The organism is Methanocella arvoryzae MRE50, assembly GCF_000063445.1.
Taxonomy (GTDB): Archaea; Halobacteriota; Methanocellia; order Methanocellales; family Methanocellaceae; genus Methanocella_A; species Methanocella_A arvoryzae.
Genome location: NC_009464.1, coordinates 654,526 through 675,716 on the forward strand (window position 1 = coordinate 654,526; position 21,191 = coordinate 675,716).

Annotated in this window: 17 protein-coding genes and 1 pseudogene; 8 read left to right on the top strand and 10 right to left on the bottom strand. The window is 42.0% G+C overall.

The window, feature by feature from the left end:
- Positions 1-2 precede the first annotated feature (2 nt).
- Entirely contained in the window at positions 3-1,016 is a 1,014-nt protein-coding gene (locus RCI_RS03375) for a 50S ribosomal protein L3 (protein WP_012034981.1), read from the bottom strand.
- A 1,317-nt stretch (positions 1,017-2,333) separates the two neighbouring features.
- Entirely contained in the window at positions 2,334-2,615 is a 282-nt protein-coding gene (locus tag RCI_RS03380) for a hypothetical protein (RefSeq protein WP_012034983.1), read from the bottom strand.
- Between the two features lie 752 nt (positions 2,616-3,367).
- On the opposite strand from RCI_RS03380, the gene RCI_RS03385 reads away from it, so the two are divergent.
- Positions 3,368-4,300 (top strand): tetratricopeptide repeat protein, encoded by a 933-nt coding sequence (locus RCI_RS03385; RefSeq protein ID WP_012034985.1) that lies wholly within the window; start codon positions 3,368-3,370, stop codon positions 4,298-4,300.
- Positions 4,301-4,345: 45 nt separating this feature from the next.
- Positions 4,346-4,984 (top strand): DNA glycosylase, encoded by a 639-nt coding sequence (locus tag RCI_RS03390; protein ID WP_012034986.1) that lies wholly within the window; start codon positions 4,346-4,348, stop codon positions 4,982-4,984.
- 8 nt (positions 4,985-4,992) lie between these two features.
- Here the strand turns inward: RCI_RS03390 and RCI_RS03395 are convergent, their stop codons facing one another.
- The 5 genes from RCI_RS03395 to RCI_RS03415 form a co-directional block, all read right to left on the bottom strand.
- On the bottom strand, positions 4,993-6,816 hold the full coding sequence (locus RCI_RS03395; RefSeq protein ID WP_012034987.1) for an AIPR family protein: 1,824 nt from the start codon (positions 6,814-6,816) through the stop codon (positions 4,993-4,995).
- Complete coding sequence (locus tag RCI_RS03400; protein ID WP_048197957.1) at positions 6,817-7,824, bottom strand: PD-(D/E)XK motif protein; 1,008 nt, start codon at positions 7,822-7,824, stop codon at positions 6,817-6,819. It lies immediately after the preceding gene.
- Positions 7,817-10,570: a Z1 domain-containing protein gene (locus RCI_RS03405; RefSeq protein WP_012034989.1), complete on the bottom strand. Its 2,754-nt coding sequence runs from the start codon at positions 10,568-10,570 to the stop codon at positions 7,817-7,819. The genes RCI_RS03400 and RCI_RS03405 overlap by 8 nt, the downstream gene beginning before the upstream one ends.
- Positions 10,563-12,122, bottom strand: coding sequence for an ATP-binding protein (locus tag RCI_RS03410; protein WP_012034990.1), 1,560 nt, complete (start codon positions 12,120-12,122; stop codon positions 10,563-10,565). Before RCI_RS03410 ends, RCI_RS03405 begins: the two co-directional genes overlap by 8 nt.
- A 94-nt stretch (positions 12,123-12,216) precedes the next feature.
- Complete coding sequence (locus RCI_RS03415; RefSeq protein ID WP_012034991.1) at positions 12,217-13,476, bottom strand: DNA cytosine methyltransferase; 1,260 nt, start codon at positions 13,474-13,476, stop codon at positions 12,217-12,219.
- Between the two features lie 560 nt (positions 13,477-14,036).
- Between RCI_RS03415 and RCI_RS03420 the strand changes: the two genes are divergently transcribed.
- Positions 14,037-14,216, top strand: coding sequence for a redoxin domain-containing protein (locus tag RCI_RS03420; protein ID WP_052309894.1), 180 nt, complete (start codon positions 14,037-14,039; stop codon positions 14,214-14,216).
- A gap of 3 nt (positions 14,217-14,219) precedes the next feature.
- Here RCI_RS03420 and RCI_RS03425 read toward each other — a convergent pair whose 3' ends face one another.
- Entirely contained in the window at positions 14,220-17,387 is a 3,168-nt protein-coding gene (locus RCI_RS03425; protein ID WP_012034993.1) for an AAA domain-containing protein, read from the bottom strand.
- Between the two features lie 144 nt (positions 17,388-17,531).
- Between RCI_RS03425 and RCI_RS03430 the strand changes: the two genes are divergently transcribed.
- From RCI_RS03430 to RCI_RS03440, 3 genes are read left to right on the top strand one after another with little or no spacing between them, the layout of a single operon-like run.
- Positions 17,532-17,993 (top strand): redoxin domain-containing protein, encoded by a 462-nt coding sequence (locus RCI_RS03430; protein ID WP_012034994.1) that lies wholly within the window; start codon positions 17,532-17,534, stop codon positions 17,991-17,993.
- Positions 17,994-18,023: 30 nt separating this feature from the next.
- Positions 18,024-18,428: a nucleotidyltransferase domain-containing protein gene (locus RCI_RS03435; protein ID WP_012034995.1), complete on the top strand. Its 405-nt coding sequence runs from the start codon at positions 18,024-18,026 to the stop codon at positions 18,426-18,428.
- Complete coding sequence (locus RCI_RS03440; protein ID WP_048197959.1) at positions 18,415-18,921, top strand: HEPN domain-containing protein; 507 nt, start codon at positions 18,415-18,417, stop codon at positions 18,919-18,921. Before RCI_RS03435 ends, RCI_RS03440 begins: the two co-directional genes overlap by 14 nt.
- 80 nt (positions 18,922-19,001) lie before the next feature.
- On the opposite strand, the gene RCI_RS03445 is transcribed toward RCI_RS03440, so the two are convergent.
- The gene (locus RCI_RS03445; RefSeq protein WP_012034997.1) at positions 19,002-19,334 is read right to left on the bottom strand and encodes a tetratricopeptide repeat protein; all 333 of its coding nucleotides are present in this window, start codon (positions 19,332-19,334) and stop codon (positions 19,002-19,004) included.
- A complete protein-coding gene (locus RCI_RS16900; protein ID WP_048197962.1) occupies positions 19,331-19,585 on the bottom strand; it encodes a tetratricopeptide repeat protein in 255 nt (84 codons plus the stop codon). Before RCI_RS16900 ends, RCI_RS03445 begins: the two co-directional genes overlap by 4 nt.
- A 255-nt stretch (positions 19,586-19,840) precedes the next feature.
- Here RCI_RS16900 and RCI_RS03455 point away from each other — a divergent pair, with 255 nt between their 5' ends.
- Together RCI_RS03455 and RCI_RS03460 are read left to right on the top strand one after the other, a co-directional pair.
- Complete coding sequence (locus RCI_RS03455) at positions 19,841-20,827, top strand: transposase (RefSeq protein WP_012034999.1); 987 nt, start codon at positions 19,841-19,843, stop codon at positions 20,825-20,827.
- A gap of 116 nt (positions 20,828-20,943) precedes the next feature.
- Positions 20,944-21,160: pseudogene (locus RCI_RS03460) on the top strand (type II toxin-antitoxin system HicB family antitoxin).
- Positions 21,161-21,191 lie beyond the last annotated feature (31 nt).

The following is a 21,191-nucleotide window of genomic DNA, read 5'->3' on the forward strand; positions in this document are numbered from 1 at the left end:
GGTTAGCCCATCTTGGACTGAGTGCTCAGGTACGTGATCTCGGGTGCCTGCTTCGGCATGTTCTTGGGCCTTACTGCGGGCCTGATCCTGACCATTCTCTTGACCGGTCCGGGAATGCTGCCCTTCAGCATGATGTAGTCGTTCCTGATCAGACCGTAGTGCAGGAAACCACCAGCGGGAGTGATCTCTTCGGCCTTGTCGCCCATCTTGAGGATCCTCTTGTTGTACTCGGTCCTCTGGTGGTAGCCAGTCTGACCCAGCTGCGGGACCTGCCACCTGATGCGGTGCGGGTTCCACGGGCCGAGGTTACCGACGTGCCTCTTTTTGCCAGTGCGGGCGTGCTTCCTCTTCTGGGTAGCGATGCCCCACCTGACGACAGGACCCTGGGTACCATAACCCTTGGTGATGGCCGAGACGTCGACCAGTTCGCCCGGTGCGAAGACATCCTTGATGCCGACGGCCTTACCCATGAGCGACTTAGCGAACTCGAACCTCTTAGCCATGTCGCCACCGGCGATCCGGTTCTCCATGAGCTCGGGGACCTTCTTGGGAATACCCGAAACTTCAGAAGTGAGCGTTACAGTCATGACGCGCAGATCTGCGACTACACCCTTCTTGACGAGCTCTGCGATCTTCGCGAGCTGCTCGTCGGTCTTGTAGCCGTTCTTGGGCAGGTGGGTGAGCGACTCGAGCATCTTGAGGTCGCTGATCCATGCCTCGCCGATGACCTTCTTGCCGTACGGGCTGTCATCGTAGACACGGATACCTGCTACGTGCATCTGCGGCGCTTCGACGATCGTGACCGGGACGGAGATCTCCATACCCTCGGTCGCGCTGTGCGGCCTGTCATCAACCATTACAATGTGAGACATTCCGGCCTTGAATCCGACAAATCCCTGAATCTTTGGCTGGTCGCCAAGCTCTGCCCAGTTTCTCATCTTGGGCTTCTGGCTTCGCGCCCTTACCCTCGGGCTGTACCCGAGAGATCCACGCCTTGGTGCGTGTGCGTGTCCCATTTTAGATTTTCCTCCTATGTTAGGGAATAGGCTCTGGCTTAGACATTCGCCAGGTATCATGCTGCCATAGAGCAGATACTTACGCTGTAATACCCCTCCCGCCTGCCAGGTGAAGAAGCTGGAAAAAGGCTTCTCCGTGCGTACCGTGGATGGCACCTGACACACTCAGGTGGAGTATTCACCACGTAAACTGGAATAATCTTGAAGTTGGTTGTGTTCCTTCGTGTTTTGGAGTATGGCGTCCTTCGGACGAGAGGGCTAAAGCCTGGCGCGGCGACCTTATCCCATTATATCGCTATCTCGAGCAGCCATACAGGCTACCCTTAAGCCATCGGTCTCCGCCGGCGCTTCGCGCTGATATCCCTTCCCCGGAATGCCACGCTTATTCACGCTGGACTCAATGTAATACTTGGTCTTCGCGAACAGATCCTGACTCAACTGCGTTTCATATGTGAATGGGCTAACTTACTCGTTCATCGAGTAAGCTATCGACCCTGACGCGTTAGTCAGCTCCGACTCTGGTCACAATACCTTCACGGTATTCCGATCAGTACAAGGCTACGATATACGTGCGCCGAGAAGGCTCATATGCCGAAGAGACATCCTATGTGAAAGCCTGATAAAGAGGAATACTTACTGGCGTGCATCTGCGAGGTGATCAGCCCCGGTATACGCCGATTTTTTCCGTCTTCAGGTTTTGGCTGTCAGGATGAGTCCGGATATAAGTGCCCTTCCACGGGTGACACTCACATAGTCCTCATACTTGGGACTTAGAATTGTAATTATAGTATATATAGGTTGCGTCTACAAATGACGTGGACGGGCGTCGAAAATGGGGCGGGGCATCTTCTGATGCCTTGAAGTAGATCATAACAAGACAGTACATGATATAATGGTGCCGATCGAGCCATTTGATTTTTCAATAATTAAACAACCGCTCGCATTCTTTATGCGTCATCCAGTCAACGATTACAGATATCGCCGTATCGCCGTCACTGATGACAAAGTACAATAACCTCCAGCCGTCAGGAAGATCGTATTTCCAGAGATTACTAAGCCCATACTTTTTCTTTTATGCCCCAGGAATCAACTTCTTAGGTATCTGAGTACCGGAAAAGGCATTTTCACTTAAGCGATCTATTGCACTGGTTAGAGCTGAATGGAGGAGTTTATCTTCGGACGTGGAATGCTCAAGCCGATTTAACTTTTCTTTAATAGTATGATCAGCAAGGCCAACCTTAAATTTCACATAAATGCAAAAATCATATGCATATTCAGCATTATAAATAGCTGACGTATAGCCTGCTTATCAGCTGGTTACTTAATAATCAGGCCTTCATCGGCAAGATATTTCTTAACCAGCTCCGGGTTCCACACCCAGCAAACATGGCCATCAGCATCAACGCCAATCTTACCAGATTCAAGCAGATAGTCAAAGATCACTTTATAGGTCTGGTACATCATCTTTTTCGGCAGGTGTTCCCATAGCGCCCGCTTCTTATACTCGCCGCTGTGCTCTTCGATAAAGTGCTCCACCATTTTGATTGTATCGAGTTTTGGCTGATGGATTATTTTGTCGTGCTCGTCTATCTCAATCACGCCAGATCACCTATTGTTATATAAGTTTATATAACATTCCCATATTAAAGGTTTTGTACAGTATAATGAAAATAGGTGTAATCGGTACCAGACAGATTCCATATTATACCCTTTTTAGTGACATGCGCTCGCCTGACGAGAAATTGGGATTTTCAGGCAGAGGCTATGAAAAATTGAAAGTTAGCCCTGTGTGAGTCGAAAATACCGCCAGGCCCGCCAAGGTGCCAGGCACGCCAAGAGATATTTTTCATTGAATGCCAAGAGGCTAAGCACTCGCCTCATGAAAACTGGTTTTTCAAGTTAAGCCGATGAAAAACTCCTGGAGGTCGGGGAGTTCCCGGGAGGCGGGGGAGGATTTTCAAGCTGGGAGGTTGGAGAGGGTAGCGAGGTCTGAGAGGAGGTTGGGGAGTGTGGAAAGGTTTGGGAGGATTTTTTAAAGATATTCTCTCTGACCTCCGGGTACCTCACATAACCTCCTCTCTGATCTCCATGACCTCCCTGACCTCCCAGCTTGAACGTTCTCTCTGAACTCCGTGAACCTCTCAGACCTCCTCCCTGGCCTCTCAACACCTCCCTGACCCAGATGTTCATGGAACGCCAAGCCAATATTCGCACTAGAGCGATTCCGATCAAAAAGCCCGTGGCGGCCCTGGCTTCCTGGCGAGCGTGGCGGCCCGATAGCACCCGGCAGAGATACTGTCTGGATTAATCAATTAATTATAAAAGTATGTGAATGCAATTTTGATATTAATATGACACCCAAACCCGGCGCACCTACAGTTGAAGAAGAGAAATTCGACTTAAGCACAGATCAAGAGATTGATCAGCACTTTGAAGCGGGCATGGACTTCCGCGACATGGGCAATTATGGCAGAGCAGTCGAGGAATTCCGGAAGATGAGCGAGCTTGAGCCGGACGATGCCGAAGCTCACAGACTGCTTGGAGAGGCACTCTACCGAAATGGCGCATATGAGGAGGCGCTAAAAGAATTCGATAAGGCCATCCAGCTGGATGAGGACTATACTGAGGCCCGCTACTGGAAATCGATCGTCTACGCGAAAATGGGACGGGAGAAAGAAAGCAGCCAGGAGTATAGAACCGCCTACGATAGCGACCCTGAGGATGTCGAGCTAATGTACGAGTGGGCTAAAGAAGTCGCGGCCGCAGGGAAATATTATGAGGCTATCAGGGTGTACAGAGATATACTGATAGCTCACCCGGAATATTATGAAGCCAGGGTCGACCTGGGAAGCGCGTTGATCAGGGCAGGGAAGGAGAACGAAGGATACGAGGAATATGCGCTGGCGAGAGCCTCGGACCCGGATAACCCGATGATCCCTTTTATGATAGGCGAATTCCTGCTTTCTATGGATAGGCTGGACGAGGCGCTGGACGCGTTCAAGTCCGCACAGGAGCTGTCGCCGAATGCGCCGGATGTGTATCGGCGGATCGGGGATGTTTTGCATCGTAAGGGTAGGGTTGACGAGGCGATTTCTGAGTATAAGAAAGCGATTCGGCAGAAGCCGCATGATGTGGAGCTACATGCTGGGCTCGGAGATCTGTACCTGGAGAAGGGGATGAAGGATGATGCGGTGAGAGAGTATCGGAGGGTGAAGAAGTTAGAGCCGGAGTTTCCGCTGTCGGAGAAAGGGGAGAGGATGGTGGGTTCAGCTAATTGGAAATGATCATATTCAAAAGGTATTTTGTATATTGGATTTATTGTTAGATAGATGGGCGAAATAATAAAAAATCTGCTAAACTGGCATAAAAAGAATTATCGTCCTTACCCATGGCGAAATGTATCATCACCATATATGGTGATGATTGCTGAATTTATGTTACAAAGAACAAGAGCTGATCAAGTAGTCCCGGTATATAACCAATTTTTAAAGAAGTATCCAGATGTAGATCAATTAGCTGAAGCAGATATCGAAGATATAAAGGCAACTCTTAAACCTCTTGGATTATACTGGCGTGCCAATCACTTTAAAATGGCAGCTGAATATATCCAAAGGACTTTTTCTGGCAACATTCCAGATAATAAAGAAGACCTTAAAAATATTCCCGGTGTAGGTGATTATGCAGCTGGAGCAATATTAGCAGTAGCTTTTAGAAAAAAGAGTTGCATTGTGGATAGCAATATTGCCAGGGTATTAAACAGATACTATGGTTTAGGGCTTAATGGAGAGATTAGAAGGAAGAAGGAAATTGTAGAGCTTGCATGCCAACTGTTCAACCATAAAGAACCTAATAAAATTTTATTTGCGATAATAGATTTTAGCGCCATTGTATGCACCCCAGTAAATCCAAAGCATGGGATCTGTCCTTTGAAAAACAATTGTTTATATTATAAAAATCTGGAAAAATAGTTGTACACCTATAATTCATCATCTTCCAGATCTGCTGCTGTTTGTTCGCCTAATTGTACATAAGCATTTGGACCTTTTTCAACCAGCTCTGCAATTAGTTCAACAGGGAGGTCTATGGTTGAGTCGAGTAATTTCGTCCAGCACTGCTCCTTTTTACACCATTCAGTTATGTTTTTACCGTCAGGAGGATTCGTTATGTGCTTATGAACTTCTTTAGAAAACAATACTATAGCATTCGACATAGCTTCGGAGATATCTTGCTCTTTCCAGATTCTATTTAGGTTAATACGGTTATTCGTTTTATAATAGATAAGAGCTAATGTATAGGTGACAATGTTAGCACGATAACCACCGTACTGCTGGCTATGGATGATTTTTTCGGCACGCTTAAAGAGTATTGCTTTAGAAATCAGATCTTCATAGTATTGCTTATCAGGGACAAAATCTTTTATTTTATTTAGAGTGCCCATGAATTCGTTAAAATTTTTCTCAGCGCCACGGCTTACTATGTGCGGTAATAAATTCCATGTATTTTCAAATTTGGCCATGTCTGTTTTTGTGAATTTTTGTGATGAAGGGTAAATTGATTCAAAGGTTTTCTTATCGGCGGCTGTTCTCTGTCTACCCTTTTCATCAAGATATTGACCACGAGCTCGTTCATAATACCACCGTGTTTGAAGGTTCATACCTTTCTGAACAGGAGCCCATATTGTCCTTGATAATTCTTCCAATTTAACATGGAATGGATTATTTGAAGAGAAATCAGCAATATTAATCTTATTTTGACTATTCGCAAATGCTGATATCTTTGGTACAAAACTATCGATCATTTCAGGGTTTTTAAGTACAGTCAATTTCATTGGCACTATAATTTCAGAGACGTCTGCCTTATCTTTTATACAAGCGTTATATATTGAAGCGGTTGTTTGTCCACCATTTACTATTTGAAAATCTTTAACTCGCGTTATCGTAGGAGTTCCAGAAGTATCAAGTTCAACGCTTTCTGCAGTTGCAGATAGTCCATTGTTATATGCCAAGAACATATGAGGCTCTTCAAGAATCGTTTTTCTTATCCCTTTATTCACATTACCTTTTACTTGCAGAAAAGCTCTCACATTTCTTTCCAGTAATCTTGACCCGTATTTCCTGTATATCTCAAAAAGCGTTTTTCCCGGGATTAATGCTAAGTACGAGGTATAGACTGAATTTGGTTTTGATATTGGCAAGCATGGCACTGATGACCCACAATCTTGTATAAAATCGATTTCTATCGGTTCCCTGCGATTGCCCGAACTTCTCAATCTGTGTAAACGTCGGATATCCCATAAATGTTTTGTGATGATAAGAGTACCATCATCAAGATTATCCGAAGAGTCAAGATTGGCAATACCATCAGTGATTAAGAAGAATCGTACAGTTCGGAGTACACCTCTCATACTATAGATATTTAGCGACATATCAAAGTGGGGAGACGATTCTTCGAGTGAAAAGTGATATCCTTCCAGGGATTTTTTTAAGTAGTTGACGATCCATTTAAAAACTACATCTACTTCAGTTTTCGAAATCTTTTCAGGTGGATTTGTTCCACGATATATGGCAACGAATAGGTCTAATCTATTTTCCTCGTTATTAATACTATACCCATTTACTTTAATACCCCTGCTTTTATGGTAACATATAGTAATATCATCGATTTCTCCGGACTCAATAAGATATTCTGCGAATTGTTCTACAAATTTATCTTCGATAAAAGTTGCATCAAGTTGAGCCTGGTTGATTACATCTTGCGAAAAGGTTTCAGCAAAATCGTTTAGCTCGGAGTCGAGATCCATTTAATCCCCTCGTAAGCATTTTATTAATAATTCTTCCGGAACTGTAAAGTGATTACACTCAGATACATTAATTGTATAATGAACGTCACCAACACCATTTACCAAATTTTTACCGATAATTCTTGGGAAACCTTCAGCAACTTTATAGATATTTCGATTTCGGATAATGTAAAAGACGCCCATATAACGATCAATGTGGGCATTAATATATCCTGCAGTTATTAAAGATTCTTCAAATTTTTTTGATGCTTCAAAATCATCTTTAATAATTGTTCTTATGGACTCCACCACTTCAGGCAATGTTTCTCCATCTGTAACACCATTTATTAAAGATATGTGATATAGATAAAGATAATCAATTCCAGTATCATCCAGTTGTTGTTCGCTGGATATCGTTAATTTTTCATGTTGTTTGCTTATAGTCGTTTTTACCTCAATCGCTGTTTTTACAAATTTAAAGTCTTGAGGGTATTTTTCTGGGCCTTTCCAGGAGTCAATACTTTTTTTAGCGCCCAATAGTGGTAGCAGGAATTTACGTAAAACCCATAACTCACCATATAGGCCTCTTTGAGCTTCACTACTAAGACCTTCTGGATCATACTGATCAAGGAACTGTTGCCATTTTAACAATCTTCCAAAAAATACGCTTACCGCCTGTTTCTCAGTTTCTAAATTTTTTATATGATCAATGATATCTTGAACAAGAGATGTAAAAACATCGCTAAATCTATTATTTGTTAATATTAGTTCAAGGTATACAGACTTGTTATCATCTGGCAGAATTATCGACTGGACTTCAAATCCTTTTGATTTTGGATATTCGATGGCAATTGGTATATTCTGCTGAGATGTAACAAGAAGTAACACTCGACGATTTCGTGGTTTTTCGTAACCTAAAAATATATTAAATTTGGTATCGGCAGTTATTCTTATTTTTTGTATACCAGATGAAGACTTATTTTTAGCTTCTTCTTCAAGTTTTACCCAAATAGTGTTAATATCATTCATTTTCTAAGAACTCCACATCGCCAACGCTGTTTACTCGATAGCCAATTCTTGTTGCAGTTTTACTACTTGGGAAGCTAATTGCAAGTCCAATCACAGGTTTAGTGATATTAGTATTATCTAATTTATTATGGTCTAAGGGATATATAAGTAACAAGCCCCTATGAGAAGGTCGGACATCTCGGATAGCTTCTGGAGTAGGCGTATCACTCATTGTCCCATCAGACTTTATCGATCTACTTAATGCCAATTTTAATTCTTCGTCAGATAAATCAATATATTCATCCCTTCTACTGATTATATGGCTTTTTGCCATTTGGTAGAATTCATTTGGATTAGTTTCGTTTGCATTTCGCCGTTCGACTAATCCAACAGGATATCCGCCGATAGTATAATGATTATCAGCATTATTTTTATTTATTAAAGCAACTGTCCATTGTTTTAACTCATTATGTTTTTGTTGAGCTTGTATATAATGAGTTAAGATTCTCGAGTCAGTTACTGCAGAATAACCTTCTATTTGTATATTATTAAGTAGATCGATGATACTGCTTGCGGAGACATTTTCCCATAAATAATTCCCCCATTTTTCGCTGTGCTGACCTCTCTTTTTAATAAATTCATTAAATGCGTTAAAATTCTTCTCGATTATGGCATTGCTAAGGTTAAACTTTACTGATTCAACAAGACGTCCTTCATATGATAACTGCATATCCCTTCCATACCTCATTTTATTTTTCGCAGTTATAAGAAGGATATCCCCCGGGTCAGTTCTTACTCTTAAACCATAATCTTCAGGCCTTCGACCCATAGCAACCATGTACTCGAATTCTCGTTTTAATTCTTCACTGGCTTTTGTAATATGTTTATACCGATCAACAAGTTCATCGGTCGTATACAGTCTGCAGAGGTCTACATAACCTGGCCGATGACCAAACCAGCGCCCCATTTGCATCAAGGTATCATACATATTTGAAGTACGAAGATAATAACTAACTGTTAAACCTTCAAGGGTTAATCCTCTTGAAAGTTTATCTCCGCCAATTATAATAGCATTTAGTCCATTAGGTGATTCTTTATAATCAAGTACATCCGCAACTGTACCATTTACCGTTTTTATGATGATTTTACTTGCGGCTTTTTGAAGATTATCCTTTATTTGCTTCCACTCAAGAGAGGTAATTCTTTGATCAAAGAAACGTTCTATAACGGCATGTGTTGTAGGTTTATAGTCGGTGAACCAGAGTTCTTCGAGTTCATTGAATATATTAGATTCTGATCTGCCATCCCCATATTCAATACGTTTCTTTAATGATTCGAGTTCTTCAGATACAAGATCTCTGACACGGGTTTGTACATCAGTATATCTGGTAACATGAATTAACATAGAATTATGAGATTTGTCTTGCCCACGGGCAATTCTCGCAGCACTCGATATTATAAATGATTTAATTGCTCTTTTTAATGATTCAGGTAAAGAATTTGGCCGGTGACCCTTCTTATGGTTATCCGGAATAAAATCAGTATAATCATCCACAATCCGGATTATTGGAAGCCCCTCTTCGTGCTCGATACCAACTGAATTATCTTCATCTATACCAAAGACTTTTTTTGGACCGATATATGACGATGCTGCTGGCAAATTTAAAATAAAACTACGAGGGAAAAGATCCTCCCCTTCCCTGTCGGTGTCACCACGAGGTAAAATAAAAATATTAGCAAAGGGTGTTGCAGTGTAACCTACATAAGCGCTTTTTTCAAATGCATCTAACAATTTTCTAATGAGGCCATTAATTATCGTAGGTTCAAACTCATCCGATACCTGACCATCATCATCGAATTCAATTTGTTTTGTGTTTATTGAAGCATTATCCGCTTCATCATCGATTATTAGTAATGGGATATTTCTAACAATCGGTCGATTAGTAGAAGGGTCTCTTTCTTTCTGGACATTGGTCGCTGAATAGTATAAATTTTCAAGTACAGATTTATTTTTCTTAATTACCAGTATTACGGGATCATTTCCATTAATGATACTTATCTGTCTGTGCTTTTTAAAATCACCATTTTCGTCACGATTTGTAAGAGATTGTGCGCTAAAGAATTCTATTCCCTTTAATCGACCAACGCCGATGCGGATATTTGCGGTTGAATAATTCATACTCTGTTTTGTGTCATAACCTAAGATGCCTTCATCTATACGCATCTGAGTCTGACTTCTAAGGCTATTATGAACCCCTGCCAGTACGATTATCAATTTATAACCAGCGTCTATTGCTTTGCATATTAGGCCAATATAATTAGCCGTTTTCCCTGATTGGACCTGTCCAACAACCATACCTCTACAGTCCCATTTTCCCGGCCTTTGTGGATCCTCTAGACGCTGAATTATTTGATCTACGTTGTCACCCAGGCCTTTTGTAGTAATTTCAGCCCAGCCATTTTCTTCCTGGAGATATCTAACATATCTATTCCAGAATCTCCAGTTAATCTGATCTTTACGATCGTAAAACCAATTCTGATGTGCTTTAGGGTCGCCATCTAATGCTTTACCAATATCTATCCATGTGCTACATGAAGCTTCTATATCCCGTTTTAACATATCCCAATCGATTATTATGTCCGGATATTCGATACTAGCCATTATTTTTACAGCCCTAATTTTTTTATCAATAACATCCGAACTAGGCGTTTGTTCAACGGTTAACTGTCCCAAAACTAATTTTTTAGCTTCATTATAGTTAAACATGTAAATTCCCTTCTTGGGCTTTATCTAGCAGTCCACAGACATATTCTAAATAGTTATCAAATGGTTCAGTTTTTACAATTTTTTCTTTTGCTTTATCATGTGTGAAACCGGAGTTTATTAAATCAAAATACATCTCAAGTAAAGCTACTTTTAATTCATCGCTCGGCTTTTTTTCTGTGGTTGTAGCTTGTTTATCAGGTGCTTCAGCATTATCAACAATAATTAGACTAACGGGAACAGTTTCTTCAATTAATTTTAATAACATTTTTACTTGTGATATATTAACAGAAGAATTAGTTAGTATAGAAGATATAACCGGATGTTCTCGATTGATAGTATAGGATATTTTGCCGTGATAAACCTTTTTCTGCCATAAAAAGGTGTGCTCAGAAAGGCTATTTCGGGCAATTACTTTACCCCTATGACGATATATTTCCATAGCGCGCCCGATTGTTAAAGATGCTATCTTTTTGAGATCATCCCGGATATTATCTGGCGGTCGTGCGATAGATTTTCTTACGTCTAACTCCCACTCGCGATCCATCGAATTTGGAATATCAACCTGGATACGGGCGAGCTTATAATGATCAAATTTTTTTATTCCTAATCCAAGCCAGCTTCCTGCAACGATTAGTCGTTCATTCCTGTATACATAAAATCCTTGCTGAGCAGCCCAGCCGTTAGGTCCTTCCGCGTAATTATATGTTTCACTATCGATTTTTGAGTGATGCGGAAGTACATAGGGAATAACAACGATTTTACTGCCAAAAATCGTACGACTTTCCTCATTTAAAATTTGAGTTGCTTTCTCATTTCTCAAGTAAGGATCCCAGGGTTCAACGATTCGATCATTAATGAATATTTTTATTTTATGACGTTCAAGATATCTATGAAAAGTCATAGATAGATGTTTTTTTACATTTTCTATTCTTGTTAAAAATAGGTTTTTTGCACGAGGATCATTTACATCTGTGTTTTTACAAATGACATCTAATTTTTCCCATAACACAATAGTACCACTTTTTAGATCATTCAGATCGGTAAAATGAAGTGGTAATTCTTTATTATTAATTCGTAACAGATGCCAATCATGTGTTTTTATTATGTAATCAATATCCCAGCAACGGATAGCTATTGGGTTATTTTCAAATTTTGATGCTACAGTAAATTTTCTACATTGCGAGAAGGATGCAGTCTTAAGTCCAAGCCCAAATCTACCCAGATCTTTAGGGTTTCTACAGTCGCTAGGACTAATACTTCCTAACCGCATTGCCTTTATGAGTTCTGATTCGGTCATTCCACAACCATCATCTTTTATTGAAATTGTAGAGTTAGCGCCATCCCAATTAAATACAATATAAACGTTCCTGGCACCTGCCGAGATACTGTTATCGATGATATCTGCAATTGCGGTCTGAAGGTCATAGCCAAATGCCCTCAATGATTCGATAAATGACGCGGGGTCTGGTGGTACAATATCATACTCATCAATGTTTAAACTATGATCAATAATTGTTTCACTGGATGATTCACCAACCGGTATTGATCCCATGATATCCTCACCGCGAGATATCCTTAATACCCCCAGACAATATGAGGAAAATAGGAATTAATCCTATATAAGCCCTTACTATACAAATTGTTAATTACAAATAGATGCGATTAAGCATATCTTTTATTTTAGTAGCTATTCCCGAAGCCATTAGAGGAGGAACAGCATTTCCAATTTGTATAAACTGGGAAGAACGTGGCCCCTCAAAAAGGTAATTATCCGGGAAAGATTGTATTCTTGCAGCTTCTCGCACAGTAAGAGACCTACATTGACTGATATCAGGGTGTATGAAATAATGTCCATCTTTAGATAAATGAGCAACAATTGAATGGGATAACCCGTTACCATTTACAACTTTAAATCTATCTAAGAAAGATTTTTCATTTTTATGCGTTTTTAAAGATGGATCCAACTCAGTGTACTTTATCCGCTTTTTCCCGTTATTCCACTTTTCAATTGCTATACGATATATCTCACGATCTCGATCATTATGTGGCCTTGCTACGTGATGTCTAATACAAGTTTCGTCGGTTCGTATACCAGATTCTTGAAGGTATTTTGTTCTGTCACCAGTATAATTAGATATCTCACTACCACAGCCAGGCTTTAATTCCGGAAGATCAGATAATAGATCATTTATTATATATGGAGTCTGCGACTTAGCGAAATCTGGATAAGATAGGTTATATTCTTTTTTCCACCCAATAATTATTATACGCTTCCGATTCTGTAAAACATTAAAATTGGAAGCATTTAAAATTTTTTGATCAGAATCATAACCACTTTCATCTATCATTTTTTTAAAATCTTCAATGATCATACCATTCTTTGCACTCCGAATGCCAGGAACATTTTCAAATACAAATAGATCAGGAGAAAATGTCTGTATAAATCGGATATAGTGCTTGTATAGATGATTTCTTGGATCATACAGCATGCCATAACGATCTCTACCCCTGCCGATTAAGGAGTAAGCTTGGCATGGTGGACCACCGATAACTACATTTATTTTATTAATATTTCTTTTTATTAGTTGAGTATTAATCTTATCAATAAGCGAATCTTCTGTAATTAATGAAATTTCTTCATGGATTACTTCAGAGTTATCGATACCCAATTCACAACATTGCTTCAGAAACTCATCTCTGTTTATACGATTATTGTAATAGTTGTAATATATGTGAACTTTGTTGATTTTTAATAATGCATAATATAAGGAACGTGTTTGAAGAGTCTTCGAAGCAAATTCATCTTTTTCGATATGGCTGATAATGTCAAAACCATTACGGTAAAACCCTTCCGTAAGTCCACCTGCGCCAGAAAACAAATCAAGTACAGTATATGGGAAAGACATTACAGGATACTCCTTATACAATGTATTACATTGTATTCACAAATATTACAATGTATTACATTGTACAAAATGCGTCTCTATCTAAGGATGGACCGAATATTAAGTTTTCCCTGAGAGCATAGAGAAATTATTATTGAAACTTAGTAGGTTCCTTTGATGAAGCTGGCCTATATCGATGATATACACAATCGCTGTTACGATAATATCCCACTATTTTTAAGATTAATCTACAATAATATGTATCCCTATTTCCGTCCTTAACCCTGACAAGTATTTTATAAACATATTAAAGCACCAAGCGGGGGGAATCCATGAACTCAGGGAGGAAGATAGCAACACAAACAGTCTTTATTCTTATAACTGCTATCCTATTGATTAGTTAGCCACTACGGCAATCGTAGTAATCCGATATATCCAGCGACCGATACAGAATTAAATTTAGAAACACAACAAATTCCGACGGTGCTGAAGATCAACAACCATATCCTGTACATCCGTGCCGAGGCATACTACACGGCAACATCACCAAGATCAACCTCACCGACAACAGAGGCAAGTAGATGGTCTTCGTAGGCTATCCGGCAGAGTTTATATGCCCGACGGAGCTGGGGGAGATGGTCAAGTATTATAGCATTTTTACAGACCTCGGCGCCGAGGTGTTCAGTGTCTGCAAGGACTCGGCATACGTCCATAAGGCCTGGCACGATTCGAATCCCTATCTGAAAACGATTCTGCAATAGACGTCAGGATAGTCCGGACGTAGTTTTAAACTCACGATACTCAACATTATCCGGCGATAGCTCGATCGCTTTATCTATCGCTTTTCGAGCGCCCGTTACATCATCGATAGTTAACAGTGTTTTACTCAGGTAATAATGATAGTCAGGCTTAAAGGAGCAGAGTTTGATAGCTGCTTTTAACTCTTTCACCGCTTCCTTGTATTTCTGTTGCCGGAGATGGATGATCGCGGCTCCGAACTGGGCGTCGGCCATCTCTTCATCAAAGCTCTTTTTTAAGAACGTTGTTTGCCGCCCTTTGGGCTGCGTCTGCCTGCCCAGGATGATGTCGATCCTGAAATACCGGATCAGGTCCTCGATGGTCCGGGGGCTGGCAAAGGCGAACATGTAATCAGACGTCCCGGCGTTTCCGGTCTGGGAGAGAATGTTGAGGCTGCCGAAATAGAATACGGTTTTATCGATCAGAGCGATCTTTTCGTGGAAACTACTTCTGACGCCATTTGTATCTGATGCGATGATGGCATTTATGCCTTGTAAAGTAAGCTCTTCGATCAACTTTTCTTTATCTGCCCTTGTTTTATCCTCTTTAAGATTTCTGATTATCAAGTGGACTTTTACACCCCGGGCAACCGCTGCTTTGAGCGGGTTCATTAGCATGTCCATTCGTTTTCTGGTGATAAAGGGGCTAAAAATGACTATCCGGGAGGAAGCGTGATCAATGTCCACGATGAAGGCGCGGTAGAACTCTGTTGCATTGTAGATGAGCTGCTTGGAGTCAGGTGATATTTCCGCTTTTCCGCTTAGCGTAGTTTGCCCGCTTATCGCTGGGTTAGATAACAGAAGATTCTCTGAGTCCACCACGAGACCTTTATTACAGATCTCCTGCAACAGATCATGGAAGATAGTACCGGGTTTCAGCCGCTCGCTGAAGTACTGGTTATTTGATATGACTATCAGCTTGCCTTTCGCCCTTGAGATTGCGACGTTGATCAGCCTCGCCGTGTCGGAATCAATCGAGGAAGAGCGGAATTGTTTGCCGAGATTATGGGGTAAGCCTTCAACAAGATCGATGATGATACAGTCTTTCTCGTTACCCTGGGATTTATGAATGGTCGTAACTGAGACGGTTTTTCGATCGATATTCTGCTCCATGAGCTGCTTTTCTATCAGCTTTACCTGTTTTTTATAAGGAGTGATAATGCCAGCGCTCTTGATTCCGCCGGCAATAGCCGACTCTGCGAGTTTTGCCGCCAGCATGGCGCTATAGAGGTTAATCTTGGAGCTACCGGAGTAGCTACACCAGGGATTAATCTTTGAGGTATCGCAGAGCACGACTGCATGTCCTGCGTATGGAGGCAGAGCTGCTATCTGATCCCGATCTGTTTTGGTCTGGTCGTTCGTTATCAGCTGACCTGCATACATTTTATCATTGATGATGCCGGCGATTTTCGGGTGCATTCTGTACTGCTCTTTTAACATCACCAGCCGGGAGTCGACCCTTCCGGCTTTGATCGACTCTACGATGCCAGCCTGCGAAAATATGTCCCGCTTTAGCCATAGTGAAGCGTTAGGCCCGCTGCTCTGGGCAATCGGTGCAATCTGGCGGAAATCGCCGGCAATTACGTATTGCGATGCACGGCCTGCAGCGTAAAATATTGCAGGCAAATTAGCCATGCTTGCCTCATCGAGGATCATTACGTCGAATTTGCAATGTTGCAGATTTCTGTCTACGTAGCATTTAGTTAGTGTGCATCCAACGACCATGGCATTGCCAAAGATGAAATTTTCGTACTTGACGATCTCTTTTTTGATCTCGAAGATATCCGACTCTATTGCAGAGAATTCTTCTCTTAAATCGCTCAACTGTACAGGCAATATGTCGATGAGACGGTCCTCTGCAAGGGAATGGGTATAACAAATACGCTCCCGCATTTTTTGAATGTCTGATTTTAACTCTCCAGCATTGATTTCCGCATAGTGAAGTTCGTCAGACAGAGCTTTCTCTGATGCCTTTAGCTGCTGGATTTGAAGGATTTTTTCATCGATGGCAGCATCAGGTTTAGGAGACGGACTGGTGCCGAGAAGCCTAAAGAGTCCTTTTCCTGATTTTTTCTTTAGCCGCTCTTCCGCTTCTGTTTCAAGCTGGTTCTTTTCCCGGTAGCAGGCGACTATCTGCAGTTTTACCGTCCGGATTTTTTCGCTTAACGCAGCTATTTTGTTTTCATCTTCTGCAAGCTCTTCCTCGCAGTATTTTAACTTTCTATAGTCGGGCGATTCGGTAATAATAAGTATCTGAGTTATTTTTTGTTCGCAGTCACGAAGTTGCCTTTTTAGCTCATCGATCTTCTGATATGCTACTCCAATGATGCGATCGTTGACATTGTCAAGCAGGAAATTTTTAATTACCGGGTCGTTGTTGCTCGGATTTCCATAGCGGATCACCTTGCCATCGTCAATCAGAGACCTGTTCTCGGGGTCTTCGGCAAACTTCTTAATTACCTCGTCTAAAGCGAGATTTGTATGAGATATCAGTAAAACAGTCTTCTTTGCTCTAATCAAGTGGTTAAGAAGAACGCTCAAAGTCTTTGTCTTACCTGTGCCGGGCGGACCCCAGACGAAGGTTACTTCCTGCGATAATGCATGTGTTATGACCTGTTTTTGACATTCATTTAGATGGAAGGAATCTGAGACAGTTAGATCGCAGGCATTTATAGGTTCGGGTTCGATAAACCCGAATAGTTTCATAGGGCCGATGGTATCGAAATTTCCGTTACTCAGAAGGTCATCATAACGTTTTAGCAAAAGATCAAGCAGCGCCGAAGTATCACTTCTAACGGTTATGTTATGAATAGTCAGGCCATAGTCCTCAGTAATGGCAATATCAATGTAGTCATCACCAGAGGTAACAATCAGGCCTTCGGTCTTCTTTTTTCCGACGTAGATATCGACAGGTGTGTCATCACTCACTTTCACCGGAACATCGAGAGGAAACCGATAGATAAAATACTCAAGGCTTTTTGTGATAAATTCACCATTTTTAAGGTCTAATTGAATATCCCTGCCTTTTGTTTTAATATAAACGATTTCTTCAGTAATAGCCTGGCGAAAAGCCTGAATCAGCTCAACAGGATTGCTGCTCCCCGCAGTTGCTCTCCAGCCTGTCGATTTTTCCATTATAACTTAGATATCATGTATATTCAAGCATATTAATTTTGTTTTTATCTAATACTAATGGTATACTCAATCAGGTATATATGAGAGCCATGCTGGTCTTAACTCAAATAACTCTAAAATCCCAAAGATTATCGTGGCAACGGTATGGTCTACGTCGTCTACGCCGCAGACTGCACATACGTCTGCCCCAAAGAGTTCGAAGAGATGGCCATGTATTACACAAATTTCATAGACCTCGGCGCAGAAGTCTTCAGCGCCAGCCGGGACTCGGCATACGTCCACAAGGCATGGCACAACTCCACACCCCAGCTACAGGCCATCCAGTACCCCATGCTTGCCAATACCACCGGCCACATCAGCAGGACCTTCGGGACCTTTAATGAGACTGATGGCCTCTTGTACAGGGCGACCTTCATCGTAGATCCGGATGGCTATGTGAAGGTGATCGAGATGCATGAAGGAACTACTTTGCAAGCTGGAGACAGCAAAGTTTGCGAGGGAGAACCAGTACAAAATCAGCCAGCCCAGCTGGGAGCCCGGGGAAGAGACGATAACACAGGCATGAGTTTAAGGAGTGCCGGGAAGAAGACAATGTTAATAATCTAATAACAGCTTAAAATAATTAGAGTGTGAGCAATGACAGATGCCTTCGATGCTGACATAGATAAGGTAACCGGACGAATAAGAGATGAAATACCGGGTATTGTGTCAGTTTACCTTTTTGGTAGCATAGCGAAGGGGACATATGATGAGAATAGTGATTATGACATCGCAGTCATTGTAAATGAACTACCGGAAGACGATATCGGCAAAATTTCTAATATCCGGTATTCACTTTTAGACCAGCTTAAGAGGCCGCTTGATATTGTCATCCTTGCATTAAGCGATCTCGAACATCCTTCACCGCTTCTTTACGAAATATACCATAGTCGAAAGCTGATCTATGGGCAGGATATACTAACTACTTTTAAAAATGTTATAGCAGACATGAAACCAGTTACGGTGGACGGAGCTACGGTAGGATACTATGTCGGATATTAACGAGGCCAGGGCACTCAGGTATCTACTGGATGCGATGGACGACAGACTAATGATAGAAAGTGCTTATGATAATAAGATTTATTCGCAAGCACTTTTTCATGCCCAACAACTAACGGAGAAGTCTTCTAAGGCATGTCTCGCCATACTGCGTGTCATGCCAAAGGATGACCACCATTATTCGGAGATGGTCAGGATGTTTATCATACCGAACTCTAAAAAGTTTAGAGACAGGTTTGATGAATATTTGCCCCTTGTCGTTAAGCTTGAATCACAGTATATCCCTACAAGGTATGGTGTTACTACATCAGGCACCGTCCGTATTAGAAAATATGATGAACAGACGGTAAAGAAGGAGTGTAACGCGGCAAAAGACTATCTTGAGCTTTGCTTTTCATTCGTTGAAGATAAGATGAGTAAACAATTGCCCCGGTCTAAAGCAGAACTAGAGCAAGTATTAGTTACAGAATATAAGGATAATGTAAAATTTTTTTAAGCCTCAGCATGGACCCTTCATTTTTGTCACTCCACCCATCTCTGGCTATCCTATCAGCCCGCTCAGGAATATGGACCCGATCAATCTTTGAACACCCTTCTACCTTGCATGGACCCTCTAAGCTCTTTTGCCACTTGCTCGCCGATCTCCAGCTCTGCTTTTGCATCGTTCTTCATTCCAGCTTCGTCATAAGTCTTCGCCAGCGAGAAATGCGGCCCGGGCATTTTAGGGTTTAACGCTATACACTTCTGGAATTCGGCCATCGCATCATCGATCTGGCGAAGGCTTAAGAATGCATTGCCCAAAGTATAATGAGCTATAACTGAATCCGGGTCGACCTCGACTGCTTTTCTCAATGCCGTCAAAGCTTCATCCGGCAATCCTGCGTCGATCAGGCGCTTCCCGAACATCACCAGCAAGTCGACATTATCAGGATCGAGCTTGTATGCCCGGGTATAAGCACGGATAGCTCTTCAGGCTTCCCCCAGCCAGTATACACTTTCCCAAGCGCAGAATATAGCTCGGAACTCTTCGGATTCAGGCGCAGGGCTTTTCGCATTGCGTTAACCGCCCCTTCGAAGTCCCCCATGTCTGCGAGGGCTTCCCCCAGCAAACCATAAGCAGCAGAGTTGGTATCGTCGAGCCTGATAGCTTCCCGGTACATCACGGCTTCCTGGTAGGCAGAGCCCAGACTTACCCGAGCCTCATAATTATCAGGATGAGCGCTAACTTCATCTTCGTACTCAGATAACGCAGTCCTATCGCCAGACTCAGAATATGAAGCAGGTGCCCGCCCTCGTCGACGACCCATAACCATCTTAGGCATACTGATCATTATTAAAATGTGTCTTATATATTATATGTGACTTTTGCATAAGTCGATAACAAGTATATGGGCATTGCAGCCGTTGGCGTTTTTATGCATAGTAAAAACGTTGGTACGGGCTGGCAGATGCCCGTTTCTTGCTTCGATTGCCATTGTAAAATACTTTCTGACATACCGCTCATGATGCTGGAAGCGGTTGACTGGCAGCGTTTCCGATACCTCGAGAAGAATAATAAGATTGGGAGGCCTCCCCAGTACAGTCGGATCGCCTTGCTACGAGCACTTCTCTACATGGAACTGGCAAATCTCTCGAGTGTCAGTGAACTAGTAAGAATACTCAAGGGCGACAATTATAAAATGCGGATTCTCGGCTTCGACCAATTACCTAGTGAGAGCACGTTCAGCAGATTCAAAGACCAGGTAGACACCGACCGGATCATGGTCCTGTTGACAAGCATGATCTGGAAGAAAAACCCGGATTTCATGAGCATGGTTGGGGTAGACAGTACCAGCCTCCCTGCGTTCACCCGGAGTGATCCTGAGGCCTCATGGGGGTACGATCACATCAATGATAAAATGTACTACGGGTACAAAATCCACTTACTTTACGATCTGATTACACTGGCGCCGATCTGCAGTATTGTCACTCCTGCCAACATGCATGACACTACACAACTACTGCCATTACAGAGGAAAATGGGCAGTCGCATACTCCTTGTTAAGGGATTGTTCGCTGACATTGCCTATGACTCTAAAGAGCACTTGGAACGCATATACCCGATCGGCATACCATTGATCAACCGAGTTAACCGGCGGAACACGAAGAAAGAGCTACCCAGGTACCGAATACAGGAGTACATCCCCTTCCACGACATCACCATGAACAAATTATATAAAAACAGGATGCACTGCGAGTACACGAACTACCTGTTGAAAGAGCACCTCACCTTAAAACGAGTAAAAACTACCGGAATCCTTCGAGTTACTGTAAAGACCGGACTCACCCTGATAGCACGACAGATACAAGTACTCTACCAGGTTAAACAGGGAGCAAACCCCAGGACAACGATCATCGAGTGAATTATGCAAAAGTCTCATATTATATAATAGACTCCGAAGAAGTATACTATGAAGAGTAAAGATAGATTAATGAAAATACGTAGAGTGATCAAACTGCTTGAAGAATGGGGGAGAAGATGACGAAGTACGCGATAATCATTGAGAAAGCGAAGGGAAATTATTCGGCCTATTGCCCGGATTTACCGGGCGTTATAGCTACTGGCCACACCACAGAGGAGACGATCCAGAAGATGAAAGAGGCTATCGAGTTTCACCTAGAAGGGCTGAAAGAGGGAAAACATCGCCATTCCTGAGCCCACAACTCAGGTCACATCGATCGAAGTGACAGTTTAAGAGTATTTTGTATAACCGGTAGCACAACTGT